The 18,114-nt window shown below is 42.2% G+C and carries 18 protein-coding genes; 11 read left to right on the top strand and 7 right to left on the bottom strand.

Annotated elements, in window-relative coordinates:
• The first annotated feature begins 190 nt into the window (after positions 1–190).
• The 3 genes from R2Q66_RS14540 to R2Q66_RS14530 all read left to right on the top strand — a co-directional run bounded on the left by R2Q66_RS14540 (position 191) and on the right by R2Q66_RS14530 (position 1,688).
• Positions 191–526 carry a tRNA-binding protein gene (locus tag R2Q66_RS14540; protein WP_316750166.1) on the top strand — a complete coding sequence of 112 codons (336 nt, stop codon included), beginning with the start codon at positions 191–193 and terminating at the stop codon, positions 524–526.
• Positions 527–1,000 (top strand): nucleoside deaminase, encoded by a 474-nt coding sequence (locus tag R2Q66_RS14535; RefSeq protein WP_316750164.1) that lies wholly within the window; start codon positions 527–529, stop codon positions 998–1,000.
• Positions 1,001–1,082: 82 nt separating this feature from the next.
• On the top strand, positions 1,083–1,688 hold the full coding sequence (locus R2Q66_RS14530) for a superoxide dismutase (protein WP_316750162.1): 606 nt from the start codon (positions 1,083–1,085) through the stop codon (positions 1,686–1,688).
• Between the two features lie 118 nt (positions 1,689–1,806).
• Here R2Q66_RS14530 and R2Q66_RS14525 read toward each other — a convergent pair whose 3' ends face one another.
• Together R2Q66_RS14525 and R2Q66_RS14520 are read right to left on the bottom strand one after the other, a co-directional pair.
• On the bottom strand, positions 1,807–2,739 hold the full coding sequence (locus R2Q66_RS14525; protein ID WP_316750160.1) for a hydrogen peroxide-inducible genes activator: 933 nt from the start codon (positions 2,737–2,739) through the stop codon (positions 1,807–1,809).
• 74 nt (positions 2,740–2,813) lie between these two features.
• A complete protein-coding gene (locus R2Q66_RS14520) occupies positions 2,814–3,743 on the bottom strand; it encodes a GDP-L-fucose synthase (protein WP_316750158.1) in 930 nt (309 codons plus the stop codon).
• Positions 3,744–3,837: 94 nt separating this feature from the next.
• Here R2Q66_RS14520 and trmB point away from each other — a divergent pair, with 94 nt between their 5' ends.
• Genes trmB through R2Q66_RS14505 form a run of 3 tightly spaced genes read left to right on the top strand, consistent with a single transcriptional unit; the run spans position 3,838 to position 5,429 of the window.
• Complete coding sequence (trmB, locus tag R2Q66_RS14515) at positions 3,838–4,488, top strand: tRNA (guanosine(46)-N7)-methyltransferase TrmB (RefSeq protein ID WP_316750578.1); 651 nt, start codon at positions 3,838–3,840, stop codon at positions 4,486–4,488.
• A 19-nt stretch (positions 4,489–4,507) separates the two neighbouring features.
• Positions 4,508–4,834 carry an MGMT family protein gene (locus R2Q66_RS14510; protein WP_316750156.1) on the top strand — a complete coding sequence of 109 codons (327 nt, stop codon included), beginning with the start codon at positions 4,508–4,510 and terminating at the stop codon, positions 4,832–4,834.
• Positions 4,835–4,859: 25 nt separating this feature from the next.
• Positions 4,860–5,429 carry a DNA-3-methyladenine glycosylase I gene (locus R2Q66_RS14505; protein WP_316750153.1) on the top strand — a complete coding sequence of 190 codons (570 nt, stop codon included), beginning with the start codon at positions 4,860–4,862 and terminating at the stop codon, positions 5,427–5,429.
• Between the two features lie 4 nt (positions 5,430–5,433).
• Here the strand turns inward: R2Q66_RS14505 and R2Q66_RS14500 are convergent, their stop codons facing one another.
• On the bottom strand, positions 5,434–6,129 hold the full coding sequence (locus R2Q66_RS14500) for a hypothetical protein (protein ID WP_316750151.1): 696 nt from the start codon (positions 6,127–6,129) through the stop codon (positions 5,434–5,436).
• A 200-nt stretch (positions 6,130–6,329) separates the two neighbouring features.
• Here R2Q66_RS14500 and polA point away from each other — a divergent pair, with 200 nt between their 5' ends.
• Positions 6,330–9,146, top strand: coding sequence for a DNA polymerase I (gene polA, locus R2Q66_RS14495; protein ID WP_316750149.1), 2,817 nt, complete (start codon positions 6,330–6,332; stop codon positions 9,144–9,146).
• A 180-nt stretch (positions 9,147–9,326) separates the two neighbouring features.
• Here the strand turns inward: polA and R2Q66_RS14490 are convergent, their stop codons facing one another.
• The 4 genes from R2Q66_RS14490 to R2Q66_RS14475 form a co-directional block, all read right to left on the bottom strand.
• Positions 9,327–10,004: a metal-dependent hydrolase gene (locus R2Q66_RS14490; protein ID WP_316750147.1), complete on the bottom strand. Its 678-nt coding sequence runs from the start codon at positions 10,002–10,004 to the stop codon at positions 9,327–9,329.
• 28 nt (positions 10,005–10,032) lie between these two features.
• Entirely contained in the window at positions 10,033–10,338 is a 306-nt protein-coding gene (locus R2Q66_RS14485) for a YbaB/EbfC family nucleoid-associated protein (protein WP_316750145.1), read from the bottom strand.
• 145 nt (positions 10,339–10,483) lie between these two features.
• Positions 10,484–12,025 carry a DUF4394 domain-containing protein gene (locus tag R2Q66_RS14480; protein WP_316750142.1) on the bottom strand — a complete coding sequence of 514 codons (1,542 nt, stop codon included), beginning with the start codon at positions 12,023–12,025 and terminating at the stop codon, positions 10,484–10,486.
• A 77-nt stretch (positions 12,026–12,102) separates the two neighbouring features.
• On the bottom strand, positions 12,103–13,248 hold the full coding sequence (locus tag R2Q66_RS14475) for a M28 family metallopeptidase (protein ID WP_316750140.1): 1,146 nt from the start codon (positions 13,246–13,248) through the stop codon (positions 12,103–12,105).
• Positions 13,249–13,388: 140 nt separating this feature from the next.
• On the opposite strand from R2Q66_RS14475, the gene R2Q66_RS14470 reads away from it, so the two are divergent.
• The 4 genes from R2Q66_RS14470 (at position 13,389) to argC (ending at position 18,074) form a co-directional block, all read left to right on the top strand.
• Positions 13,389–14,591, top strand: coding sequence for an FAD-dependent oxidoreductase (locus tag R2Q66_RS14470; RefSeq protein WP_316750138.1), 1,203 nt, complete (start codon positions 13,389–13,391; stop codon positions 14,589–14,591).
• Positions 14,592–15,201: 610 nt separating this feature from the next.
• Positions 15,202–15,906, top strand: coding sequence for a GNAT family N-acetyltransferase (locus tag R2Q66_RS14465; RefSeq protein ID WP_316750135.1), 705 nt, complete (start codon positions 15,202–15,204; stop codon positions 15,904–15,906).
• Between the two features lie 13 nt (positions 15,907–15,919).
• On the top strand, positions 15,920–17,113 hold the full coding sequence (argG, locus tag R2Q66_RS14460) for an argininosuccinate synthase (protein WP_316750133.1): 1,194 nt from the start codon (positions 15,920–15,922) through the stop codon (positions 17,111–17,113).
• Complete coding sequence (gene argC, locus R2Q66_RS14455; protein WP_316750132.1) at positions 17,103–18,074, top strand: N-acetyl-gamma-glutamyl-phosphate reductase; 972 nt, start codon at positions 17,103–17,105, stop codon at positions 18,072–18,074. Before argG ends, argC begins: the two co-directional genes overlap by 11 nt.
• Positions 18,075–18,114 lie beyond the last annotated feature (40 nt).

Here is an 18,114-nt window from a genome sequence, read left to right as displayed (position 1 = left end):
TGGAAAGGGGTCAGGATGAGTTGTTCATAGTTTGATGTACATTTAGGTATCCAGACCCTTTCCTATAGTTTAGGCAACCATAACCAGTATAAACACTGTTCCCGACTACAACTAAACCAGTTCAGGATCTGTTTTTCTGCGCTTCGATTAAAGACCTTGGCGTTTTAGCAATAAGTTGTAATTTTAGCGGATGGAAGAAATAACCTGGAATGATTTTGAAAAAGTCGAACTTCGTGCAGGGACGGTTCTGGAGGTTTTAGAATTTCCGGAGGCCAGAAAGCCCGCTTACAAGCTGAAAGTTGATTTCGGCGACTACGGTATCAGAATGAGCAGTGCGCAGGTGACGAAGCATTATTCAAAAGAAGAGCTTGTGGGTCAGCAAATTGTAGGCGTCGTCAATTTTCCCAAAAAACAGATCGGTAAGTTTATGTCTGAGTTCCTGGTAACGGGTTTTGCAGATGAGCATGGCGATATTGTGTTGACAACGTTAAATGGTACCGTGCCGAATGGCAGTAAAATGTGTTAAATGACTTATTTTAATTTTTCAGAAGAAGAAGATCCTGCTGCTCAGGATGAACATTATATGCGCCTTGCTTTGCAGGAAGCGCAGAAAGCCTATGATGCAGAAGAGATCCCGATCGGGGCGATTATCGTGTGTAAAGGAAGGATTGTGGGCCGTGGATATAACCTCACCGAACAATTGAATGATGTTACTGCGCATGCGGAAATGCAGGCTTTTACTGCCGCAGCACAGACTTTAGGGGGTAAATACCTCAAAGATTGCACTTTATATGTTACGATTGAACCTTGTGTAATGTGTGCCGGTGCAAGCTACTGGACGCAAATCGGACGCCTTGTTTATGGCGCTACAGAGCCTAAACGCGGTTTTAGCTCCAAAAATGCGAACCTGCTTCACCCGAAAACGGAATTGAAGGGTGGCGTACTGGCAGAGCAATGCGGGTCCTTAATGACGCGGTTTTTCGCCAACAAAAGAGGCTAACTTGACAAACTATTGAACAAAAACTAAGCTTTGAATGTTATATTTGTACAAGAAATAATATTTAACCTTAAAATATAATAATATGGCTTTTGAATTACCTGCGTTACCTTACGCAACAGATGCACTAGAACCGAATATTGATAAACTTACTATGGAAATTCACCACGGTAAACATCACCAGGCATACGTTACCAACTTAAACAAAGCTTTAGAAGGTAAGCCAGAAGCGAATCAGAGCATCGAAGAAATCATTAAAAACATCTCTAAGTTTCCTGCAGCAGTAAGAAACAACGGTGGTGGTCACTATAACCACTCTTTATTCTGGGAAATTTTAGGCCCAAACAAAGGTGGCGAACCTAAAGGTGAATTGGCTGAAGCAATCAATGCTGCTTTCGGTTCTTTCGCTGATTTCAAAACTAAATTCGCAGAAGCTGGTGCTACTCGTTTTGGTTCTGGATGGGCTTGGTTAATCGTTACTCCTGAGAAAAAATTAGCAGTATGTTCTACGCCAAATCAAGATAGTCCATTAATGGATATCGCTGAAGTAAAAGGTACTCCACTATTGGGTATGGACGTATGGGAACATGCTTACTACTTAAAATATCAAAACAGACGTCCTGATTATATTGCAGCTTTCTGGAATGTAGTAAACTGGGATGCAGTTGCTGAACGTTTCAAAAAAGCATAGTCAACGAGTTTTCAAAAGAAAAGCCTGTAAGGAACTCCTTACAGGCTTTTTTCATTTATGATCTTTTGCTTTTAGCAGCAATCAATCAGGAGTCAACAGGCGTATTTTCAATAGCCCCTTAAATCCCAACAATATCTTTTCTCTTTTTCTGTTTCATGGCCTTAGGAATCACTGCCAGAATTTCTTCTTTTAAAGCGTTCAGCATGCGTTTCTTAATGAAGTTCTTATGAGTCACCAGACTGATCTCTCTAACCGGTTCTGGGGACTTAAAATGGCGTACTTTGCTGAGTTGTTTACTGCTCAGGTCGGTTAAAGCCAGTTCAGGAAGTAAAGTTGCGCCATTATTCACATCTACCATGCGGATCAGGGTTTCTACACTGCCCGTGTTATAGGTTAATCCGGCCAGGCGATTGTCTTTGGTAGAGCGACAAATATTTAAAACCTGAGATCGCATACAATGCCCTTCATTTAGAAGCCAGATGTTTTCTTCTTCCAGGTCATTGGCATCAATAGTTTTCTTTTTATAAAGCTTGCTGTTCTTGCTGATATAAGTCACAAAGTTTTCATAATACAGCGGAAGCTCATGGATATGGTTGTCGGCAAGGGGGGTGGCCAGAATACCACAATCCAATACCCCCGTTTTCAGGTGGTGAATGATGTCTTCAGTAGTATATTCCCAGATCAGCAGCTTCAAATCAGGAAATTTTTCCATCATTCCGGAGATCACCCTGGGTAGTAAATAAGGGGCCACCGTAGGAATAATCCCTACTTTAAGCTCACCTACAACGTCTTGCTGCTGACTACTAATAATTTCTTTGATCTTTTGGCTTTCCTGTAGCACCAGTCTGGCCTGTTCAATCACCTGGGCGCCGATTTCTGTAGGGACTACCGGTTGTTTGCTGCGGTCAAAGATTTTGACATTCAGCATTTCTTCCAGCTTTTGTACCTGCATGCTTAAGGTTGGCTGTGTCACAAAACACTTTTCTGCGGCGCCAACAAAGCTTCTGTAGGTATCTACGGCAACAATGTATTCCAGTTGAACTAAGGTCATATAGTTAAAATTTATCTAGTTTGGCAAAGATATCAATTTAAACTATATGACCTTGATGTAGGTTTAGTTGTGACCTAAATATGTTTCGCTAAAAAGTCCAGATAAGCCATTTTAATGCCTTCTTCCAGTTCTATAGTGTGTTTCCAGCCTAATTCATGCAGTTTAGAAACATCCATTAATTTACGAGGTGTTCCATCAGGTTTACTGCTGTCTAAAGTCAATTCTCCTTCAAAACCGATCACTTTTTTGATCAGTAAAGCAAGATCTTTGATGCTCAGGTCTACTCCGGTTCCGATATTCACAAAGCCAGCTTCGTTATAATTTTGCATCAGGAAATAACAGGCATCTGCCAGATCATCGGCAAAAAGAAACTCGCGCATTGGAGATCCGGAACCCCAGATGTTGACTTCCGTAACCCCATTTACCTTTGCTTCATGAAACTTACGGATCAAGGCAGGCAGCACATGGGAGTTTTGCGGGTGATAATTGTCGTTATAACCGTATAAATTGGTCGGCATTACCGAGATAAAATTGCAGTTGTATTGCGCTCTGTAAGCTTCACACATTTTGATTCCCGCGATTTTAGCAATGGCATAAGGCTCATTGGTTTCTTCCAGCAGGCCGGTCAGCAGGTATTCTTCTTTCAATGGCTGAGGTGCCAGTTTCGGATAAATACAGCTCGATCCTAAGAACATCAGTTTCGTTGCCCCGGTTTTGTAAGCCTCATGGATCACATTGTTCTGAATGCAAAGATTTTCATATAAAAAGTCTGCTCTGTAGGTGTTATTGGCAATAATGCCACCCACTTTTGCTGCGGCAAGGAAAACATATTCCGGTTTTTCTGCTGCAAAGAAGTCGGCCACATCCTGCTGATTGCGTAAATCCAGTTCCGATGAAGTTCTGGTGATCAGTTGGGTATATCCTTCCTTAACCAGCTTACGATAGATTGCGGAGCCTACCATACCGCGATGGCCGGCTACATATATTTTTGCGTTCTTTTCCAATTAAAATTCGATTATAGGGGCAAAACTACGAAATAGTTCGCATCATCTTTAAGACACTGATTTAATTGTATTTTTGCATAAAAATATTTTAGTAGTGGGTAAAGATAAATTAAGAAAATTTGCAGAGATAGATACTTTTTCCAATGTATATCAGATGGAAGAAGGGAAACCTTTACAGGGTAAATGGGGTTCAGAACATTTCAAAAATGAGCAGCCAATTGTATTGGAACTGGCTTGTGGTAAAGGAGAATACTCGGTAAACATGGCGAAATTCTTTCCGGAGAAAAACTTCATCGGGATCGATTTAAAAGGAAACCGTATCTGGAGAGGCGCAAGAACAGGTGTGGATGAGAACATTGAAAACCTGGCCTTCCTGAGAATTCAGATTGAAGACCTGACGGAATACTTCGCCAAAGGAGAAGTGGATGAGATCTGGATTACTTTCCCTGATCCGCAGCCTCAGGACAGCAGAGAGAAGAAAAGATTAACTTATGATCGCTTCCTGGATATGTACAAAATCCTGCTTAAACCTGGTGGAAGAGTAAATTTGAAAACTGATAATGATGGTTTATACGCATATACCGTTGAAAAAGTAGCGGAATTGGGCTTAATTTGTCATAAGAAAACAGATCATTTATATACTTCGGAATACTATGATGACGTTTTAAAGATTAAAACTCATTACGAGCGTATCTATTTGAAACATGATAAAAATATCAATTATATACAGTTCTCTTTTGAATAGGTAACCTTAAAAAACTGCCATGGAGCAATCATTTTATGACCAGGTTTTTGAATTGGTGAGGCTCATTCCTAAAGGAAGGGTGTCTTCTTATGGTGCAATTGCGAAAAGTTTAGGCGCCGGTGGTTCCGCTCGTATGGTAGGTTATGCCATGAGTACTGCCGGTGCCGCGCATCCGCCTGTTCCCGCCCATCGGGTGGTGAATAGTTCCGGTTTGCTGACCGGGAAGTTCCATTTTAAGACTCCGGAAATGATGCAGGAATTGCTGGAAGCAGAAGGGGTACTGGTGAAAAATGATAAGGTGCAGAATTTTAAAAACCTGCTTTGGAATCCTTTGCTGGAACTTTAAGCGACTTACTTTAGTAGATTATACGATGTCAGAAATTATCAGATGCGGATGGTGTGGTACCGATCCTTTATATGTAAAATACCACGATGAAGAATGGGGTAAGCCGGTTTATGACGACCAGACCTTATTCGAATTTCTAATTCTCGAAGGTGCCCAGGCTGGTCTCAGCTGGATCACCATTCTAAAGCGTAGAGCAGGGTATCAAGCTGCTTTTGCAAATTTCGACGTGCAAAAAGTAGCCGCATTTACGGAAGCCGATGAGGAGCGATTAATGAACGACCCGGGTATCATCAGGAACAAATTAAAGGTAAAAGCAGCGATCACCAATGCGCGTCTTTTTATTGATATCCAAAAAGAATTTGGTTCATTTTCAGATTTTATCTGGGGATTCCTGCCGGATAAAAAGCCCATTGTGAACGTAGTAAAGACTTTAGCAGACGTTCCTGCGCGTACAGAAATATCGGATGCCATCAGTAAAGACATGAAAAAACGGGGCTTTAAGTTCTTCGGGACAACGATTTGCTATGCGCATATGCAGGCCACAGGCATGGTTAACGACCACCTGGATAGTTGTATCTGTAAAGCAAAAAAGTAAATCTTTAATTTTTATGGGCTTCATTGTAAGCCGTCACAAAAGCGATAATTAACTTTGAATCAAAGTTTTCTGTCGCTTTTATTCTTTCTGCCAGATCCGCATCGTCGCCTAGTTGTTCCAATAATACTTTCTTGATCTGCTCGTTTTTCTCCGGTATTCCGGCACCTTCAACAGGCATTTCCATCAATCGGCCAGTGCCTGGCTTCTCTATAAAGAAGGTAGCAGGCATCATTTTCCTTGCCGGCGGATCTTGTCTGCGGCCACCTAAAATGGTGATTCCGGCACCAATTCCTACGCCACTGCCGAAACTACCTGTACCGGCTCCAATGCCAATACTCGGTATAATCCGCGTTTTTTTAGGCTCCGGAGCATCAGCCAACGCATTTCCACCTCTTGAATACAGGTTGATCGGGCCATGTTCGATGATTTTGAAAAACTTGTACTCCTTCTTTTTATTGATCACTACGGGTTTACTCACATACGTTTCCCCATTCCACACAAATTCATGGATGTCTGAAGCTTTGAATTTTACCACAGATTCGTCGTCTTTAGTGAAAATTACGGTCGAATAGTCGGTTCCCTGGATGGTTCCGCGGATGAAATTTCCGGGTTCTATCACTATAATATCCTGCGCCATTGCGCCAATACCTGCAATCATTAGGATAACTAACAGGTTAAGGGTTTTTATCGCTTTCATCATAATCAAATAACGGAAATTATTTGCGCTTGTTATGGATAATGACAAACAATTATTTAAGTATTAGTACCTTTATCCGATGCGGTTAATTCCGGGATGGTGCGAAGCTTCCATACCCATAACCGGGTTATAATAACGTACAAATATAATGGAGGATCAGCAGCTGATGATGACTTCCCAATCCATAAAATAACGACATACTGATGAAAAAACTTTTTCTTCTTGACGGCATGGCGCTCATCTACAGAGCGCATTTTGCATTGAGTAAAAACCCCCGGTTTACGTCCACAGGAATCAATACATCGGCAGTGATGGGTTTTGCAAACACCTTAATGGAGGTGCTGAAAAAGGAAAAACCAAGTCATATTGCCGTAGTTTTTGACACATCGGCTCCTACCGAAAGACATACCGATTATGAGGCTTATAAAGCCCACAGACAGGCCATGCCGGAAGATCTTTCTGCGGCTTTACCATATGTGTTTAAACTGATTGAAGGCTTTAAAATCCCTGTGATTACCAAAGATGGCTTTGAGGCGGATGATATCATCGGAACTATGGCCAAAGAAGGCGAAAAACAAGGGTTTACCGTGTTTTGCATGACGCCCGATAAAGATTTTGCACAACTGGTGTCTGAAAATATTTTCATTTACAAACCTGCACGTATGGGGAATGAAATGGAAATTATGGGCGTAGATGAAGTGAAAGCGAAATGGGAAATTGAAGATGTGAAGCAGGTTATTGATATCCTGGGCCTTTGGGGTGATGCAGTGGATAATATCCCTGGTATCCCCGGTATCGGAGAAAAAACGGCGAAATCATTGATTCAGAAATATGGCTCAATGGAAAACATCATTGCGCATTCTCATGAGTTAAAAGGAAAACAACGTGAAAACGTAGAAACCTATGCAGAACAAGGGTTATTGTCTAAAAAACTGGCAACGATCATTCTGAATGTTCCCGTATCATTTAATCCGGAAGAGCTGATTTTAGAATCTCCGAGTAGGGAGTTATTGGAGCCATTATTTGCAGAATTAGAATTCAGAACCATCGGTAAACGTGTTTTTGGAGAAGAATTTAATGTGAATGAGGCAAAAGCGCCTGCCGCTTCTCAACAAATAGACTTATTTGGCAGCCCTGTGGATCAACCAGCAGCGAAGACCGGCACTTTTGTGTCTGCTCCAACCTTCTCCGAAGAAACACAAGCGTCGAAAACCATAGAAAATACGACCCACGATTACCAATTGGTGGATACTCCGGAACTGCGCAAATCATTGATCGCGCACCTGGAAAAACAAGAAAGCATTTGCTTCGATACCGAAACGACAGGAACTGATGCCAACCTTGCTGATTTAGTAGGGATGTCTTTCAGTACCAAACCCGGCGAAGGTTATTATATACCTTTATCGGCAGACCGTGAAGAGGTATTGCCTATTCTGGAAGAATTCAGAGGGCTTCTTGAAAATGAGAACATTGGAAAAATCGGACAGAACATCAAATATGATATTCTGATCATGAAATGGTATGGCATTGAGATCAAAGGAAAACTTTTTGATACGATGCTGGCGCATTACCTGATCGATCCGGATACCAGACATAACATGGACGTTCTGGCGGAAAACTATTTGGGTTATACCCCAATCTCTATTACCAAACTGATTGGCGCGAAAGGGAAAAATCAGGGAAATATGAGAGACGTTCCCGTAGCGGATGTGGTAGATTATGCCGCAGAAGATGCCGATGTGACTTTACAACTGGCTGATATTTTCAGACCGATGTTAAAGGAACTGAATGTAGAAGAACTGGCCAGAGATGTTGAAAATCCTTTGGTATATGTGCTTGCTGCCATTGAAAAAGAAGGGGTGAAAATCGACGTAGACACGCTAAACAACTATTCAAAAGAACTGGAAATCGACATCAGAAAATTTGAACAGAATGTTTTCGAAAAATGTGGCGTTACTTTTAACCTGGCTTCGCCAAAACAACTTGGGGAAGTTCTTTTCGATAAATTACAACTAGATCCTAAGGCTAAAAAAACTAAAACCGGACAGTATCAAACCGGCGAAGACGTGTTATTAGCATTGGCCAATAAAAGTGATATTGTACAGGACATCCTTGATTTTCGCCAGTTACAAAAGCTAAAATCTACTTACGTTGATGCTTTACCGCTATTGGTAAATCCAAAAACCGGACGCGTACATACCAGCTATAATCAGGCTGTAGCGGCTACAGGAAGGTTAAGTTCTAACAATCCAAACCTGCAAAACATCCCTATTCGTAGCGATCGCGGTAAGGAAGTGCGTAGAGCCTTTATCCCAAGAGATGAAAATCATGTGTTGCTTTCTGCGGATTATTCACAAATTGAACTTAGAATCATTGCCGAAATCAGCAAGGAAGAAAATATGCTGGAAGCTTTCAATAATGGAATTGACATTCACACGGCTACCGCAGCCCGTGTTTATGGAATTGCCATTGATGAAGTAACTTCCGATCAACGTCGTAATGCGAAAGCAGTAAACTTTGGGATTATCTACGGCCAGTCTGCCTTTGGATTGTCTCAAAACCTGGGCATTCCAAGGAAAGAAGCAGCGGCCATTATTGAACAATATTTTGAACAATATCCCGGTATTCAGCGCTACATGTCTGATACCATGAATTTCGCCAGAGAAAATGGCTTTGTAGAAACCATATTAGGCAGAAGAAGATACCTGAGAGACATCAACTCCGCCAATCAAACGGTACGTGGTTTTGCAGAGCGAAATGCGATCAATGCCCCAATTCAGGGTTCTGCCGCAGATATGATTAAGGTAGCCATGCTGAACATCTATAAAGACATTCAGGATCAGGGCTTACAATCTAAAATGACCATGCAGGTTCATGATGAGTTGGTCTTTGATGTGTTGAAAACGGAAGTGGAAGCCATGAAAAAGATCATTACACACCGCATGAAAACCGCTATAAAAACCACAGTGCCGATTGAAATAGAAATCGGTGAAGGTAATAACTGGTTAGAAGCGCACTAAAAAAATACTCCGGATTTTGTATACTCAAAATCCGGAGTAGCACGAATAAAAAAAGGAGATATGTCGGGAGATTCCCCGGAAATTTTGCCCTTCTTCAGGGTAAAAGATTCCAGAATCGACGACATGTCTCCTTTTTATTATAGACTTATTTTAGTTTTATACAATCTACTCAGATCGCACTTACAATTCAATCGTCTCGCCAATCGCTGGCAACAACAACACTTTATTTTCTCTGTTAAACTTTGCAACCGCCTCTTCCGTATCAATCTCGATCACCGGAAAAGTATTGTAATGTACCCCAATCACCTTGTCACAGTCGAAATATCTCGTTGCAATCAGTGCATCATCTACATTCATTGTATAATTTCCACCAATCGGTAAAATCGCATAATCTAAATTGTAAAGTTCCGCAAGCAATTTCATTTCTATTGTTAACGAAGTATCACCGGCAAAATAAATGCTCTTTCCGCCAGTTTCCAGTACAAATCCAGCAGGATTTCCACCATAACTGCCATCCGGCATAGAGCTCGAATGCGCTGCCCATACCATTCTTAATTTACCGAACTCAAATTTCTGAGCGCCATAATTCATATCATGCGTATTGGTAACGCCCTGAGCTTTTGCCCAGGCGATGACTTCCGGCATGGCAATTACCTGCGCATTCGTTTGTTTGGCAAGGCTCACCAGGTCGGCCACATGATCACCATGTCCATGACTCACCAGAATATAATCTGCTTCGATCCTGGTGGTGTCAATGTGTTTCGCCAGCCCATTCGGACTAATAAATGGATCAAAAAGAAATTTCTTGCCAGCTGCTTCTAATAAAAAGCAGGATTGACCAAAATAAGTATACTTCATGAGGCTATGAAATTAAGGTTAAAAACGACTATTGTCCGAACATTCCACCAAGGCCACCCATCATAGATTGAGTTGCTGCTTGCATTTCATGTGAACTTACTTGCTCTGCCTGGGCTAAAGCTTTGTTGATCGCAGTTAGTAAAAGCTCTTCTAATTCTTCTTTATCTGCTTGTTTAAAAAATTCTTCATCGATTTCTACAGCAGTAATTGCTTTGTTTGCGGTTGCAGTAATGCGAATGGCACCACCTTCTACTTCACCAAAAACAGAAACGGTGTCTAATCTCTTTTTTATCTCTTCGGCCTGCTGTTGTGCAGCCATTAATTTCTCGAACATAAGCTTGTTTATTTTATTATAACAACGAAATTAAGGGAAATTGGTTTAAAGAAAACATTTTGTGCAAAGATTTCCTGGTGGAGATTTAAAAAAAACAGCCGTACCCTAATGGATACAGCTGCCGTCATAAGTAGATAAAAGAAGGTTACATTCCTAAGCCAAGGGTCATTGCGGTCACTGTTTTCGGGAAATCAGTAACTGAGGTGGCTATCCCGCTGGTTAGGTTAATCGTATATATTTTGTTGATACCGCCAACCGTAAATATGGCGTATGCGGTTCCGGAGGCACTGCCGATGTCGAAGCCATTGGTGCTTTCTACATTGATGCCCAGACTGCCAACCTCGACTAAAGTTCCGTCATTTGGTGGCGTTTGTTTGTACAATTTATCGGTTGCATGGTCGATATCGAAGAGGATGGTTTCTGTGGCTCCGGCAAAGTTATTGGTATAAGCGGCGGCACTTACCGATGGTGTTCCGGGTTTTAATATTCCGTCTATAGCGGCTACAGCCCCTGTTTCAGGGTGTAATCGTAAATTCTGACCGTCATTACCCACCACGCGAATACGATCTACGGTTGGGTTGAAATCAAAGCCATAGCTAGTGCCGGTCAGCAGGGTAGTCAAGACACCTGGACCCACCAGGGTAAAAGCACCTGTTGCGGTATTTACGGTGTAGAGTCTACTGCTGCTCCCTAAAGCATAAATCTGGCCGTTAAGCGGTCTGAAATCAATGCCAAGCACAGTTTCAGCAGCGGCTAAACCGGTGATCGGTTTAGAAACCATTCCTGTCGGATTTGTTGGGTTAAAGATTAAAAAGTTGTTGGCATTGTCTACCGCATAGGCTACCGGATCTGTAGGAATCGCCAGGCCTTCAATTGGTGTAGCTGCTGGAAATTTCCCTGCAAGCGTCGCTTTTCCGCTTTCCAGATTGATGGTATAAAGGCTGGAAGCACCGGAAAGGGTTCCCGCAGCAAGCGCTTTGGTATTGTCAGGGGAAATGTCAAAAGCAGCGCTAGTACCGATTTCTACGCCTAATGCGCCAACTTCTACCAGTTTTCCGTCGTTTGGCGGATCTTGCTTATAGAGTTTTTTGCTCGTCAGGTCGATATCAAAAAGAACAGTAGTTGCAGCTCCGGCTTTACTATTGGTATAGGCTGCACCGGAGATATTTGGATTGGTAACGCCATTGATATTACCGTCTGTGGCCGCTACAGCGCCTGTTTCCGGGTGTAATCTCAGGTTTTGTCCGGTATTGGTAATCAATCTGATGCGGTCTACAGTTGGATTAAAATCCAGGCTAACAGCCGTACCGTTAATTGCAGGGTTAAGGCCAGTGCCAATTGCCCGTGCCGCTCCGTTTAACCGGATCACAAATAATTTATTGGTATTGCTGACACCGTAAAGTTCGCCTGTGGCAGGGCGGAAGTCGATACTCAGGATTTTCTCCGTCCCGGTAAGTCCGGTAATGGCCACAGTAGACATTGCTGTGGTAATGTTTTTCGCATTAAATTTAAGGATGCTGTTGTTGGATAAGGCGTAAAAAACCTGATCGGGCCCGACAACAGGTAGTGTTGGCGGTTCAATAACCAGCGCTTTATCTTTCTTACAGGCGGTTATCGTTGCTGCAAAAAGCAGCAGGAAGAGCAGGGATTTTGCGGGGACTATCCCTTTTAGGTTAAAGTTTTTCATAGGTAGGTGTTTTTAGTAGAAGGTTAGGGTACCTACGGAAAAACACCAGGACTGGTTTTGTGCGTCCTGACCTTAGCTTATTTCATTAACGCAGTGTTGAAATCTACAAACAATTTGAAAAGGTTTTCAAATGCGGTAAACGGTAAAGTCGCGGCTTGATCATTGACATCATGGTAAGCCGCAATCCCACCTAATGTGTAGATGAAAAATGCCGGAACACCCTTTTCTGTGAAAAAGTAATGATCACTATTTGCCGCTTTTCCTCTGGAATTGATTTTAGGTAAATAGCTTTTATCCTGATTGATCTCCTGAAGCATGGCGAATTCTTTGGGGTGTAACGTGGCATTCACTACAGTAATGCCGTTTTCTCCGGTGCCCACCATGTCTACATTGGTCATAAACCTGATTTTGCGAAGGTCAGTTAAAGGGTGTTCTGTAAAATACTTAGAGCCTAACAAGCCGATCTCTTCGCCGGCAAAGCAAATAAAGGCCATGGTATAGGGCTGTGGGCGATTGGCGTAATATTTTGCGAGATTCAGTAATAAGGCAACCCCACTGGCATTGTCATTGGCGCCGGGGAAATAAGTATCCTTCCCTAAGCCTCCTAAATGGTCGTAATGTGCGGTAATTAACACCACTGAATCTGGATTTCGGGTGCCTTTTACCAGCCCACAGATATTGGCGGCCGCAAATTCAGGAAGGAATTTGTTTTCTATATTGATCGCTATGTTTTCAGGAGTACCGGATATCGCTTTAGGGTCTACTTCTATCCCGGTAAAATCCGCTACTGCGGGTGCTACAGACCAGGTGAGTTTGTCTTTTAATTTTAGCAGGATCCGGTGCTCCGGACTGAGGAAGGTGATGCTGTCTTTCTGTGTCAACGTGCCCTCTGCTTGTTGTCCCATGCTTTCCGGACGCACTAAAAATTCTTTCCCCGGAAGTAGCTGTTTTCCATTAATACGCAAAGACATTGTTCCGGGAAAGGTGTTTGCCGGGTAGTTAAAGCGTTGTTTGAAATCTTTGCCATCCATTGGAACCAATCCGTAATCCGCAAAGGTTGCGCTGATAAAGTCGGCTGCTTTGGCCATCCCATCCTGAGTATAACCACGTCCCCACATTTCTTTTGAGGTCAGTGCATCTACCACCTTTCTTGCGCTTTTTAAATCCTGTCCGAAGACTGGTCTGGTAAAAATAAACAGCAGGAGCAGCAGGCACTTTTTCATGGAAAGAGGTGGTTTGAAAACGAATATAAGGGATTTATAGCTGTTGGAGATTAAAACACATCGGTAAAACTATTGTTATTGGCTAAGCTGATGTGATTGTCTGCTTCCAGACCATTTCTGAATACCTGAACCCCTAAACGATGAACATTAGATCAAATGAACCTTTCTGGTTAGTGAAAAATGGATTACTGCATACTTATCCTTCCCTGAAGGAGAATATCATTTGCGAAGTCTTAATTGTTGGAAGCGGGATTACCGGTGCATTAATGGCCCATTCCATGATGAAGCAAGGATATGATACGGTATTGATCGACAAAAGAGAAATCGCCCATGGCAGCAGCTCGGCCACCACTTCCATGCTACAATATGAAATCGATGTGCCACTCTACCAATTAACGGAAATGATTGGGGCACAAGGTGCAATTGCCAGTTATAAAGCTTGCAGGGATGCCATTTACACCCTAAAAGATGTGGTTGCGGAGATTGATTCGCCCTGCGGATTTGAAAGGAAGGATTCGCTTTATTTTGCGGGTAGGCGCAAAGATGTTCCCGGGCTTAAAAAGGAGTTTGAAGCCCGTAAGACCGCTGGTTTTAAGCTGGAATGGTTAGAGAAAAAGGAAATTAATGAGCGCTATGGGCTGCTCGCTGAAGGTGGGATTTTATCAGCAGACGGAGGAAGTGTGGATGCTTTTTGTCTGGCACATGATCTCTTGTTTTTTAATGCGAAAAAAGGGCTGCGGGTGTTTGATAAAACGGCTTTAAAAAAGGTAAAGTACGAAAAAGATCAGGTTTTGGCCGAGCTGGAAACGGGATTGCAGATTAGGGCAGGAAAGATCATTTATTGTACCGGTTATGAAACACAGGCGATGTTACCGGAAAAAATTGTCTCGCTAAAAAGTACTTATGCCATGGTGAGCGAGCAGGATCGAACCTTATCACCGGAAATGGAAAACACCCTGTTTTGGAATACGGACACCCCATATCTGTATATGCGGACTACCGCCGACGGGCGCTTATTGGTTGGTGGGGAAGATGAAAACTTTAAAAATCCGGGATTAAGAGATGCTTTACTCGGCCGTAAAAGAGATAAACTGATCAAGACCTTAAAACAGTATCTGCCAGATAATCAGTTTGTTGATGACTTCTGCTGGTGCGGAACTTTTGGCGAAACCAAGGACGGGCTCCCTTATATCGGAGCGCATCCGAAGTTCCCAAACAGCTATTTTGTATTGGGCTTCGGTGGGAATGGCATCACTTTTTCTGTAGCAGGGATGGACATCATTCCCGAAATGATGAAAGGGACACCAGGCTTGCTTTCTCATTATTTCAGGTTCGGAAGGTAATTTGTTGTTTCTAAGTCATTTATAAGATTCCCTGGTTTGGAGATTTAATGAAAACTTAATGCTTATAGGTGTCATACTTTTATCTATTAGCTTAATTTTGAACGATAAGTTAAAACCAGGATGGGTCATATTTTAGAAAAACCGTTGATGTTATGTCATTTAAATGGACATAAAAATAGAAAGGGAGGACAAAAACAGAAAGCATGAAAAAGGGGCTTGATTATTGATAAAATAGAGCAGCGAAAGGAGAGAAGGGAACTCCGTTTTTAAATCTATCTTTTTTCACCTAAAAGTGTAAAAAAACTAAAAACGTATTGCACAACTCAATATTTATTTAAACCTTTGCGCCTCAACTATTTTAAAGAAGTATCAGACACAAGAAATGATTAAGCAAATTATACATAAACTTTCTATTGTAGAAGCAAAGAACATTGCTTCCAAAAGTCTGTTTATTGTCCGTTTGCGACCCATATTTTCTGTTACCACTAATCGGCAAAATTTCACGCCCCGGATTTGAATCATTTCTGAGTAACCCTCAGTACATTTCCATAGAGGATTGCCTCTTAAAAAACAATTAATCAGAACATTTATTTTTTTCGTTAACCTATTAATGAATACAAACGATTTTATAGTGCAAGTTGCACTTCCTGAACATCGTGTCTTTGCCGAAGAAATTTGCGAAGAAATGGCCGAATCGGCCAAAGCACGTGGTACAGGTATCGCTAAACGCTCTCCGGAGTACGTTGCAGGTAAAATTTCGGATGGAAAATCTGTCATCGCTTTCCATAAAGATGGAAGCTGGGCAGGTTTCTGTTATATCGAAACCTGGAGTCATGGACAATTTGTGGCCAACTCTGGCCTCATCGTAAGTCCTAAATTCCGAAAGGCGGGCCTGGCCCATGCCATCAAAGAAAAAATCTTCGAACTTTCCAGACAGAAATATCCGAAAGCTAAAATTTTCGGCCTCACTACTGGTCTGGCGGTCATGAAGATCAATTCTGACCTTGGCTATGAGCCGGTTACCTACTCCGAACTTACCCAGGATGAAGATTTCTGGAAAGGGTGTCAAAGTTGCGTGAACTTTGAAATCCTGACGATGAAGGAACGTAAGAATTGCATGTGTACCGCAATGCTCTACGATCCTGCAACGCAAAAGCACGATGTGGCAAAGAAATTTGCAGAAGAATTAGCGCGAAAGCCGAAATTGTATGAACGCTTTATGCGCATCAAACAAAGACTGGTCCTGAGACCTAAACCTTCGGGAAAAGGGGGATTAAAAGCCCTTGTATTATTGTTTACCTTTTTATTTAAATAGCGGTTATTTTAAGATGAAGAAAAAAGTTGTTTTAGCTTTTAGCGGAGGTTTAGATACTTCGTTTTGTTGTATTTATTTGGCACAGGATCGTGGAATGGAAGTTCACTCTGTGATTGTTAATACCGGTGGTTTTTCTGAGGAAGAACTTCAGGAAATTGAAAAACGTGCTTATTCCTTAGGTGTAGCTTCTCATGCAGTAGTGGATGAAACCACCAACTATTATGAAGGCTGTGTTAAATATTTAGTGTTCGGTAATGTGTTGAAAAATGCAACTTACCCGCTTTCTGTAAGTGCAGAACGTGTGAGCCAGGCAACTGCCATTGCGAACTATGTGAAAAAAATTGGTGCTGATTATGTTGCTCACGGGAGTACCGGTGCAGGAAATGATCAGGTACGTTTCGATATGATTTTCAATATCATCATCCCGAATGTAGAAATCATCACGCCAATCAGAGATTTAAAATTATCCCGCGAAGCGGAAATAGAATATTTAGCCAATCATGGCGTAGATTATAGTGCTGAAAAAGCAAGATACTCTATCAATAAAGGGTTATGGGGTACTTCTGTAGGAGGAAAAGAAACTTTAACTTCTAATGAAACTTTACCTGAAGAGGCATGGCCAACGCAGGTTTCGGTAACGGAGCCACGTAAATTGGAGCTGACTTTCGAAAAAGGTGAATTAGTAGGTATCGACGGAGAAACTTTAGCTCCGGTTGCTGCCATCCAGAAATTACAAGCGATTGCACAGCCTTATGGCATTGGAAGAGACATTCACGTTGGTGATACCATTATCGGGATCAAAGGTCGTGTAGGTTTTGAAGCTGCGGCTCCAATGGTGATCATCAAAGCACACCATACTTTAGAAAAACATACTTTAACCAAGTGGCAGTTGTCATGGAAAGAGCAATTGGGTTCTTTTTATGGAAACTGGTTGCATGAAGGTCAGTTCCATGATCCGATTATGCGTAATATCGAAGCTTTCTTAGCCGATACGCAGAAAACAGTGAGCGGAAAAGTATTCGTAGAATTGTTGCCTTACCGCTTCCAGATCATCGGTATCGAGTCGGCACATGATTTAATGAGCAATAAATTCGGTAGCTACGGCGAAATGAACAACGCATGGAGTGGTGAAGATGTGAAAGGTTTCTCTAAGATTTTTGGCAACCAGGTGATGATCTGGCACAAAGTGAACAGCGATGAAAGTTAGAGCCGGAATCGTTGGCGGTGCCGGTTATACCGGTGGGGAGATGCTTCGTTTGCTGATCAACCACCCTTCGGTAGACATCGTTTTTGTAAATAGCAAAAGCAACGCCGGAAACCTGATTTCTGACGTACACACGGATCTTTTTGGAGATACCGACCTGCGTTTTACCGGAGCATTGTCTTCGGAAATTGACGTCTTGTTTTTATGTGTAGGTCATGGCGATGCGAAGAAATTTTTGGAAGCTAATCCTGTGGCTGCTGGGATCAAAATCATTGACTTGAGTCAGGATTTTAGATTGAAAGCTGCGGCGGGGGAAGATTGGGTTTATGGTTTACCTGAACTGAATCGCGAACGCATAAAAACAGCAAGTTATATTGCAAATCCAGGTTGTTTTGCCACTTGTATCCAGTTGGGATTATTGCCACTGGCGGCTAAGGGCTTGTTAAAAGGAGAGGTACATGTAAACGCGACGACCGGTTCTACCGGCGCCGGACAAAGTTTATCGGCAACTTCTCATTTTAGCTGGAGAAACAATAACCTGTCGATTTATAAAGCTTTTGATCACCAGCACCTCAATGAAATCGGCGAAAGCCTGTTACAGATGGACCCAAATTTTGATGGTGTCCTGAATTTCATCCCACAACGTGGAGATTTTCCAAGAGGAATTCTGGCTTCCATGTATGTGGAAAGTGATTTGACGGCTGAGGAAGCGCAAACCTTGTATGAGGAATATTATGCGGCACATCCTTTTACGCATGTGAGTAAGAAAAATATAGATTTGAAACAGGTGGTGAACACAAATAAAGCGTTAGTGCATGTAGAAAAACATGGCAATAAGCTGTTTGTGATCAGTATCATCGATAATTTATTAAAAGGGGCGAGCGGACAGGCAGTGCAGAATATGAATTTGATTTTTGGACTGGAAGAGCGGCAGGGTCTGGCGCTTAAAGCAGCAGGGTTTTAATTAAACCCCGCTGTACGGAACGTTGTTCCCAAACCGTTTA

The sequence above is a fragment of the Pedobacter gandavensis genome (genome assembly GCF_032677645.1).
Lineage (GTDB): Bacteria > Bacteroidota > Bacteroidia > Sphingobacteriales > Sphingobacteriaceae > Pedobacter > Pedobacter gandavensis_A.
This window is presented reverse-complemented; position numbering and strand designations above follow the sequence as displayed.